Origin of the sequence: Mesorhizobium sp. M7A.F.Ca.CA.002.04.1.1 (assembly GCF_004022805.1) — a bacterium.
Classification (GTDB): Bacteria; Pseudomonadota; Alphaproteobacteria; order Rhizobiales; family Rhizobiaceae; genus Mesorhizobium; species Mesorhizobium ciceri.
In genome coordinates, this window is record NZ_RZPL01001331.1 from 1 (window position 1) to 429 (window position 429).

Below are 429 nucleotides of genomic sequence, written 5' to 3' on the forward strand. Positions count from 1 at the left end.
CCTTTGTTCATGCGCCAAAAACCATCGACAATGATCTCGAGGAAAACGACCACACGCCGGGCTTTATTTCGGCGGCCGAGTTCGTCGCCGGCGCCTTCCTGTCCGTCGATCTCGATTTTCGCGCGCTGCCCGGCATCTATGTCGGCATCGTCATGGGCCGGCATGCGGGCTTCCTGACCGCGGCTGCCGCTGCCTGGCAGCTCGACCCCGACAGCGGCCCTCATCTCGTCTACGTGCCCGAGCGGCCGTTCTCGGCCGCTGGCTTCATCGACGACGTGCGTGCCACGCTCGATCGCCACAAGCGCTGCATCGTCGCCGTTTCGGAAGGCGTCAGCACCGCCGACGGCAGGGCATTGGTCGAAAGCCTGGTGCCGCCGGACAAGCTTGAGCGCGACGCGCATGGCAACGTCAAGCTGTCGGGCAGCGACC

Annotated in this window: 1 protein-coding gene; it reads left to right on the plus strand. The window is 65.5% G+C overall.

Features of this window, described 5'->3' with window-relative positions; all coding sequences use genetic code 11:
• On the plus strand, window positions 1-429 hold a 429-nt coding region (locus tag ENZ75_RS34055; RefSeq protein WP_206617198.1), incomplete at both ends, for a 6-phosphofructokinase.